At 63.5% G+C, this 7,476-nt stretch carries 7 protein-coding genes; 4 read left to right on the top strand and 3 right to left on the bottom strand.

Annotation, left to right across the window (positions count from 1 at the left end; all coding sequences use genetic code 11):
• Positions 1–190: sigma factor-like helix-turn-helix DNA-binding protein (locus ABD768_RS42475; protein ID WP_344850589.1), on the top strand; the 190-nt coding region annotated here is incomplete at its 5' end.
• Between the two features lie 98 nt (positions 191–288).
• Here the strand turns inward: ABD768_RS42475 and ABD768_RS43250 are convergent.
• Together ABD768_RS43250 and ABD768_RS42470 are read right to left on the bottom strand one after the other, a co-directional pair.
• Positions 289–885: a CAP domain-containing protein gene (locus ABD768_RS43250; RefSeq protein ID WP_425558481.1), complete on the bottom strand. Its 597-nt coding sequence runs from the start codon at positions 883–885 to the stop codon at positions 289–291.
• 451 nt (positions 886–1,336) lie between these two features.
• Complete coding sequence (locus ABD768_RS42470; RefSeq protein ID WP_344850587.1) at positions 1,337–1,864, bottom strand: hypothetical protein; 528 nt, start codon at positions 1,862–1,864, stop codon at positions 1,337–1,339.
• Between the two features lie 356 nt (positions 1,865–2,220).
• On the opposite strand from ABD768_RS42470, the gene ABD768_RS42465 reads away from it, so the two are divergent.
• Both ABD768_RS42465 and ABD768_RS42460 read left to right on the top strand, forming a co-directional pair.
• Positions 2,221–5,127 (top strand): TIGR03767 family metallophosphoesterase, encoded by a 2,907-nt coding sequence (locus tag ABD768_RS42465; RefSeq protein ID WP_344850585.1) that lies wholly within the window; start codon positions 2,221–2,223, stop codon positions 5,125–5,127.
• A 183-nt stretch (positions 5,128–5,310) separates the two neighbouring features.
• Positions 5,311–5,805: a hypothetical protein gene (locus tag ABD768_RS42460; protein WP_344850583.1), complete on the top strand. Its 495-nt coding sequence runs from the start codon at positions 5,311–5,313 to the stop codon at positions 5,803–5,805.
• Here the strand turns inward: ABD768_RS42460 and ABD768_RS42455 are convergent.
• Positions 5,802–6,158: a hypothetical protein gene (locus tag ABD768_RS42455; RefSeq protein ID WP_344850581.1), complete on the bottom strand. Its 357-nt coding sequence runs from the start codon at positions 6,156–6,158 to the stop codon at positions 5,802–5,804. The two genes, ABD768_RS42460 and ABD768_RS42455, sit on opposite strands and share 4 nt — an antisense overlap.
• A gap of 754 nt (positions 6,159–6,912) precedes the next feature.
• Between ABD768_RS42455 and ABD768_RS42450 the strand changes: the two genes are divergently transcribed.
• On the top strand, positions 6,913–7,371 hold the full coding sequence (locus ABD768_RS42450; protein WP_344850579.1) for a rhodanese-like domain-containing protein: 459 nt from the start codon (positions 6,913–6,915) through the stop codon (positions 7,369–7,371).
• Positions 7,372–7,476 lie beyond the last annotated feature (105 nt).

Here is a 7,476-nt window from a genome sequence, read left to right as displayed (position 1 = left end):
GGGCATGACGTACGACGAGATCGCCGACGTGCTGGATGTGAAGCTCGGCACCGTCCGCAGCCGGATCCACCGGGGCCGCTCGATGCTGCGCAAGCACCTCGAGCACCGCGCGCCGCGGTCCGGCCAGACCCGTATCAGCGGCCCGCCCACGGACGGTGGCCCGTGCCGTAAGGTTCGCCGATTGTCGTAGTGCCACAACTCCCTCTACTGTCGCCGTCGCAGAAGAGCTGGCGCCAGGCGAGCCGGATCAATGCGACAAGCTGTGCCCAGGACCCCGGAGCGTCAGGATCATCTGGCCGTGTAGATCTCGACTCTGATCCGGCCCGCAGAAACCAGGCAGCCGACGACAGGGGCGATGACCGTGCATCGCCCTTCTCCGTAGCCCACACCGATCCGAGTCACGTCGCAATCACTGGCAGGATCACCGACCTCGGACGACCATCGACGGGCTTCGCGACCGCGAGCCACTGTCTCCCCGACACCCCTCGCTTCGATGCCCGAGTCTCGGACTCGCGCACCGGGGTCCTGCCCTTCCGAGGAAAGGTGTGTCAGCGTCCCCGTATCGGCCACGTACCGCGCGTGCTGAGACGCAAGCATGCCGAGGTTACCGTCCGGCACGAGTGGTAGGCAGCCGTGCCGGAGCCGACGCGCGTTCAGCTCCGTTGCGCGCCTGCGAGTATCGTCGGTCGGTTCGAGCGTCTTGCCGATCGTCGGGCTTGCTGCCGGCGTCTGTGACGGATGCACCGGACTCTGCGGAGACTCGACGGATGGTCTCGTGGTGGGCGATGCCGGCGCTACGACGATCTCCGGAGTAACGGTCGCCGCGGTTGGAGACGACGACCGCCGTTCTTGTACTGGCCGCGGCTCGCGACGACCGAATGACATCGTCTCAGCGGGCGACGGAGCAGTGAACGGAGATATCGGAGCTACAGCGGTCGATCGATCCGGCGTGGCAACTGCAGAAGTCTTTTTGACGCCCGGGATACTGAGCACTGAGCGGGGCAACGCGTCGGTCCAGGGACCTGAGCCGGGTCGACCGTCGACTGCGAGAACCGCAGCGGGGATGGCAATAGCGAGAGTGCAAGCCGACACCGCTCTTTTCAGACTGCTCTGCTGCGGGCGTCGCGACGGCCCGGGCGTCTGCCTGTGGCGGCCGAGCTTTCCAATCTTTCTGTAACGCACCGGAGAAGGTTGCCTCAGCCCCCTGATCTCGGCCTGAAACCAAAGCAGGGCGATGGACGGCATACTCCCCACGATCTCGCGACCGCGCCGCAACGCCTGCTGGCTGGTCCAACCCGACCGACCAGCAGGCTTTCACGATGGCGTCTGATACCTCTCAGGCTCGACCAGCACGGCGCGCACGTCCGTGTCTCCGCACCGATGGCATCACGAACGGCACAATCGCGCAGATGCTCATCAGCGCCGCGAAGAACGACGTCAGCACGCAGAGGTCCGGCAGAAGCTCATTCTCGCCTAGCTGTAGGCCGGCAGCGATCATGTTCGCTAGCAGAGCAACGATGACGAGCCCTCGTGTCGCTCCACGGTTGGCCCTGACTGCGACGACGCAGCCGATCAACACCAATGCGGCCGTTCCGATGCCGATCCAACCCTTCAACGACAGAAGCGAATACGCTTGATCAAGTTCATTCTCGATCAACTTCGCGATGACCTCAGGGTCGGCGATACCAACTGCCGTGCTCTCGACGTAGGCGCGAATCGTCCGTTTGCCGCCGATGAGAATGCCTACACCTGACACCTGAGTCGCCAATGCGGCGAGCCAGGCCATAACGAATCCAACCATCAGTGCACGCGGCCGGCCAGCGCGCCGCACGGCGTCTTCGTCGGAATAAAGGGGCTGCGTCAAAACATCTCCTCGAGCTGTACATGAGTATCTTCCGGAGCTGATGCTCGCAACTCGCTCGTAAGCCGCACTGGAGCCAAGCTGAAGTCGAACGTTCCCACGCGGAGTCGCTTCCTGCGTGAAGGGCTCCTGGCCACCGTCCAGCAGATGAGGTCCTCTGCGGCCCATGAAGCAGGCATCAGCAGACGATCGTGGTGATGGTGGCGGGATTCAGCGCTGTCCCAGTGACAGTGCAGGGCCCCATCGCATCGTCGAAAGGCACCTCTGTCAATGCGTGCCGGAGAAGATGCACCTGTGTCTGGTGGCTTTCGGCTCGCCGCTGATCGACAGCATCAGCACCTACTACGGAAGGTAAGCAGGTGAAGCCTACACGACGAACCGTCCTTGCCGCAGGTGGCCTAACTGCGGTAGCCGAGGCGCTGGGGATCAGTCCCCAGGCTGCGGCGGGCAACGCAGGGCCAGCCGCCTCGGCGAGCATCGCCACGACTCCGATTCAGACCACTCTCGATACAACAGTTGCCCTCGGCCCCGATATCGGCAGGGGCTACCGAAGGCTCGTCGCCGCGCCTGGTGAGCTGCACCTCCTGCGCACGGACATGGCTCAGGTAGGGCTACCGCTAGCTGACCGCCCACTGATCGCGTTCGCGCAGATGACCGACCTCCACGTCGTTGATGACCAGTCGCCGCTTCGCGTGGAGTTCCTCGACGAGTACGCCGACTACGGCCCTCCGCACCTGCACTCTTATCCGTTCGATTCCGCCTATCGCCCCAACGAAAGTCTCTCCACACACGTGGTGGACGCAATGTGCAGGGCAATCGCCAGGACCAAGGTAGGCCCACGGACCGGGTTGCCACTCGCCCTCACCCTCGTGACAGGTGATTCGATCGACAACTGCCAGTACAACGAAACTCGTTGGTACATGGACCTGCTTGACGGCAATCGCGTCAAGCCTGACTCTGGCGATCAGGTGACCCCGGCGACAGGATCCGCGGCCGACAGCAGCGTTACTGCAGGTGTCTTCAGTCACGATCCCAAGTACTGGATGCCCGAGTTTCCCCAGTTCGGGGGTAAGCACTATACGGCTGGCTTCCCTTCGATACAGAACTTCTCGCTCAATGCCCGGGCAGCCTTCGACGCCCATGGCCTGGGCATGCCGTGGTACGCCGCCTATGGAAATCATGAGGCCAACGTTCAGGGCAACGTATCGATCGACTTCGGCTGGTGGGATCCACTGAAAAGGATAGCCATCGGCGGCAAGAAGCCGTACCTGGATGCGCATCATTCCCTTCCCGACGAGATGCCCGACGCCTCATGGGGCCAGCTCGACGAGCTCCTGGACGCCGGCGGCGCCCTGGCGACTGGCATGGCGCACGTCAACATCACCCCGGATCCAGCACGCCGGCTGCTGTCGAGAACCGAGTTCATTCAAGAGCACTTCAAGACGACCGGTACTCCGTACGGCCACGGCTTCACACTGGGAAGCAGCAAGGCCTACTACGCGGTCCCGTCCGGACCTGACGACCTGTTCCAGTTCATTTGTCTGGACACGACAGCGGCGATGGGCGCGGACGGTTGTCTCGATCGTGAGCAGTTCGCCTGGCTCGAAGGCAGGCTCAAGGCGAACAGTTCGCGATACGAGCTCGCAGACGGCAGCACGGTGACCTATCCGACGCTCGTGAATCAGCCGGGTGTCAAGGACAAGATGTTCGTCATCTTCTGTCACCACACGCTCGGTTCGATGGACAACACCAACAGCGCCGCGCCTTACGGAGGTGATGACCTCAAGAGGCTGCTGCTGCGGTTCCCGAACGTGATCATGCTCGTCAACGGCCACACGCATCGCAACGGCATTGGGGCGCTTCGACGCCGCGACCTGCCGACGAGCTCCAACTTCCCCACCGGCGGGTTCTGGGAGATCAACACCGCGTCCCACATCGACTGGCCGATCCAAAGCCGGATCATCGAGGTGGCGGAGGGCAACGGAATGCTGTCGATCTTCACCACGATGGTCGATATCGACGCACCCTTGGACTATCGGGGCGACCTCGACGATCCCGCGTCGCTGGCATCACTGGCACGGGAGCTCGCGGCCAACGATCCGCAGGAGATCCGCGGTCGAGGCTACGACAAGCGCCGCGGTGAGCACCAAGACCGCAATACCTGGCTTCTGCTACCAGCGCCGTTCCCACTTCCAGTGCACTCTCCACGGCTCGCCCTGGCCGAGGCCTCGGATGGTCGCAAGGCGGTGTTCGGCCTCGACGTCGCCGGCCGGGTATTCGTCGACCAGCAACCGTTCCCGAGCTTTTGGGGAACCGACTGGGTGCAACATGACGGTGCGATGCGCGCGATGGCGGCAGAAGCCAACCTGGACGGACGGCTCGAAGCGTTCGGCCTGGACAGCGTCGGCCGCATTTGGCGGAAGAAGCAGCTCACCGTCGGCGGGCAGTGGCCTCGCTGGTCGGCCTTCGACGGCATACTTTCCACTGTTGCCCTGGCCCGCAATACGGATGGCCGTCTGGAGCTGTTCGGCACCAACGAAGCCGGCTGTGTATTCCAGCGAAAGCAGCTAACCGCGGGCGGGAGCTGGTCCGGCTGGGTGCAACTCGACAAGTTCATGCGAACTATCGCGGCCGAGACCAACGCCGATGGCCGGCTGGAGATCTTTGCGCTCGATCGCAACGGCCGGATATGGCATGCCTGGCAAACGTCTCCTGGCGGTCAGCTCAGCATCTGGGTCCAACTCCAAGGTCAACTGAGCTCCTTGGCCGTCGGACCAGGTGTGGACGGCAACCTGACAATGGTCGGAAGCGACCATCGTGGGCGCGTATGGCGTACCCGGCAGACGGCGCCGGGCGCGAGTACCTGGACTCCGTTCGTTCAGTTCGACCCGTTCCCGGGAGGATTTGTGACAACCGTCGCCGCCGATCAGGACAATGTGTTCGCGATGAGCAGCGGCGGTCAGGTCTTCCGGTCGTGGCCACGCTTCGACGGTGGATGGTCACCGTGGGAAGAGTTCTGGACCATGTCGACGAAGTCGGTGCTGGTACCTGATTTGCGGGGCAAGTCATTGTCGACCGCAACAAATGTCCTCCAGTCTGCGCCCGGATTCCTCGCGGTTGGTGAGGTTGCCTACTCAATCGACTACACCTGCAGCAGCATCGACAAGGTGATCGCCCAGCAACCGGCACCAGGCGCCAGCACAGCCGCGGGCGGCAACATCAAGCTCTGGATCGGCAAGAAGTCCCCGACCGGAGGCTGCAAGTAGCTATCGGCAACTGCTCACTGCAGGCCTTACCGGCCATAGACAGGTAGTGAAACGTACTTGGCGTCGCGGCCTTCAGCATGGATTCAGCAATGGAGACCATGCTGCTCGCGGACAGTCGACACTGACCCTGATGTCGCCGACGGAGTGGCCGAGCGACCGAACTACGGAGGTAGGAGACTTCCTATGGCCAAACACTCAAAACTCGCCGTGGGCTGGGCACGGAGCCTCGCGCTCGGTGCCTTGGTGACGGCCGTGAGCGCGGCCGGCTTGACTGTGGCGCCTGCGGCTGCCGCGACCGAGATGTACGTTGATCTGACCATGCGTGAAGTCAGTCCCGGCGCTGTCTTCGCCGACTACTACGCGTTCATCCCAACCGACTCCGGCTGGGGATATCTCAACAATGGCGCATCGATCACTGTGACCTGCTACGGCGTCGACGCGATCCGCAAGGAGAGGCTGTTCACCAAGGTTCACAGCTTGGCGAACAACAGCGCGCAGCAGATCTGGGCGACGGCGGCCGGCGTGGACCTGATCGCGTCGCAGGTCGCATCGAAGGGCGGCCTGTTCGACGAGGACCGCGGAGCTGAAGAGGACGAGGTCCAGTGCGAGTTGAAATGGTTGGACGCTGACGGCGGGACCATGACACGGTGGACGGCGATGGAACGAGGGTTCTTCTAGGACGGCCGACAGCTCCGTGTGAACTGTGACTGCACAACCAGTCGGCGGAGAGCCGCCGGTCGAGGAGATCCTCGACCGGCGGTGTCAACGCCGACCGCAAGCACCTCGGCGTATTCTTCCTTGCCGAGCTGTCGGCGCAACCACTCGTCAAGGCCGGGGCAGGTTCGGCTGACGATGCGCGGGCACTCGCTCTGCTCGGCCACGCTCGACCAAAGCTCGGCCTGCACCATGCGGTCGGACGATTGCAGAGCCATCGCGGCACCGTGGTGCAGGTCATCCGATAGCTCCCTGAAGCCTGCCAGCGCTTGCGACAACAATTGCCGCGCTTTGCTGCCTGACTCATACATCGTCACCGCCAGATCCTGGAAGCAATAGAGGATTACCGCTGTCGCAGCAGTTCGCCGACGCCGGCTAACAATTGAGATGCCACTTCTTCACCGTCGGCAGTGATAGCACATCCCAGTGCGGTCCGGAGGTCTGCAGATCATCTCGGAGCTCGGTGGAGCTGATCGGGCGCGGTCTGCGAAGAGCTGCGCGGAGAGTGCCTGAACGGCACTCACCAAGGCCGTGTTGGCCAAGCGGACCGATCTCCTGATGACCTCACCGGCGATAGCTAGTGGACCGTCAGCCAATGGCAACACGGCCTAGCGCATCGGCGAGCGCGGCCCGAAGGTGGCCGCCGTCCGCCCAGAGCCCCATCGCATCCGCGAAACTCACTCGACCGTCCCCGGCCCCGGCCGGCCCAGTCAACGTCGCCAGTCGGCGAGCCAGGACGAGCTCCCGGATACCAACCGATTCGCGGGCTAGGCCAGCGAATGAGGACAGCCGCCTTGGGGAGCTGACAGCAGCCGACCTTACGTAGCAACGCTGCGCTATCGCCTCGTTGCATGTATGAGTGGACCGCTTCGACACCTGGCGGACGAACGCAGAGATTGTGCCGCATCACCATCTGTAGCATTCTTGAATCATTCGTCGCGGGTATCTCCCGCCTAGGCTGGACCAGAGTCCGCCTCTTCCGGCGAGCCTCCGTACAAACTTCCGTACTCAGCACGGATGCGCACAGCTCATGCCTGTCGTCTCCTCGAAGGAGGAGCTCAAGGAGGCAACATGTGCGCATCGGCACGAGAGCTGGTGGCGGCAGCCCGCGGCCAGATCCGCAACCTGTCGGTTGACGATGTCGCCATGTGGCTGGAGACGAGCGCTGCGGTGATCGTCGACATTCGCGAGCCGGACGAAGTAGGACGTGATGGCGCGATCCCGGGCGCGATTCATGCGGCGCGCGGACTGCTCGAGTTCTGGGCTGATCCAGAATGCCCACAACATCGCCCAGAGTTCGACAACGCAAAACCAATCATTCTCTACAGCGCGTCCGGGAGCCGCTCCGCACTCGCGGCGCTGGCACTCGAAGCGCTCGGCTACACCGATGTGGGCCATCTCGACGGGGGTTTGATCGCATGGCGGGAACAAGGTCGTCCCATAACCCGGGCGTTCGCCGCGGGCACCGAGGCCAGCACCAGGAATCCAATCTGCCGGTCGATGACGACCGCACGATCCGAGGGAGCATGATGACTACAATCTCCATCTCCACGGCCCCTCGCGCGCCGAAACCCGCGGCACCTCCGGCTGGCGTCAAGTCCCCGCCGGCTCTGCGGATTCGGCTACTAGGCTCGA

Source organism: Kribbella ginsengisoli, from assembly GCF_039537185.1.
Classification (GTDB): Bacteria; Actinomycetota; Actinomycetes; order Propionibacteriales; family Kribbellaceae; genus Kribbella; species Kribbella koreensis.
Note: the sequence above shows the minus strand (reverse complement) of the source record. Positions and strands in the feature narration are given on the sequence as shown.

Coding starts and splice junctions, on each gene's coding strand:
- ABD768_RS43250 (WP_425558481.1), bottom strand. CDS start 885: ATGTCATTCGGTCGTCGCGAGCCGCGGCCAGTACAAGAACGGCGGTCG.
- ABD768_RS42460 (WP_344850583.1), top strand. CDS start 5,311: ATGGCCAAACACTCAAAACTCGCCGTGGGCTGGGCACGGAGCCTCGCG.
- ABD768_RS42450 (WP_344850579.1), top strand. CDS start 6,913: ATGTGCGCATCGGCACGAGAGCTGGTGGCGGCAGCCCGCGGCCAGATC.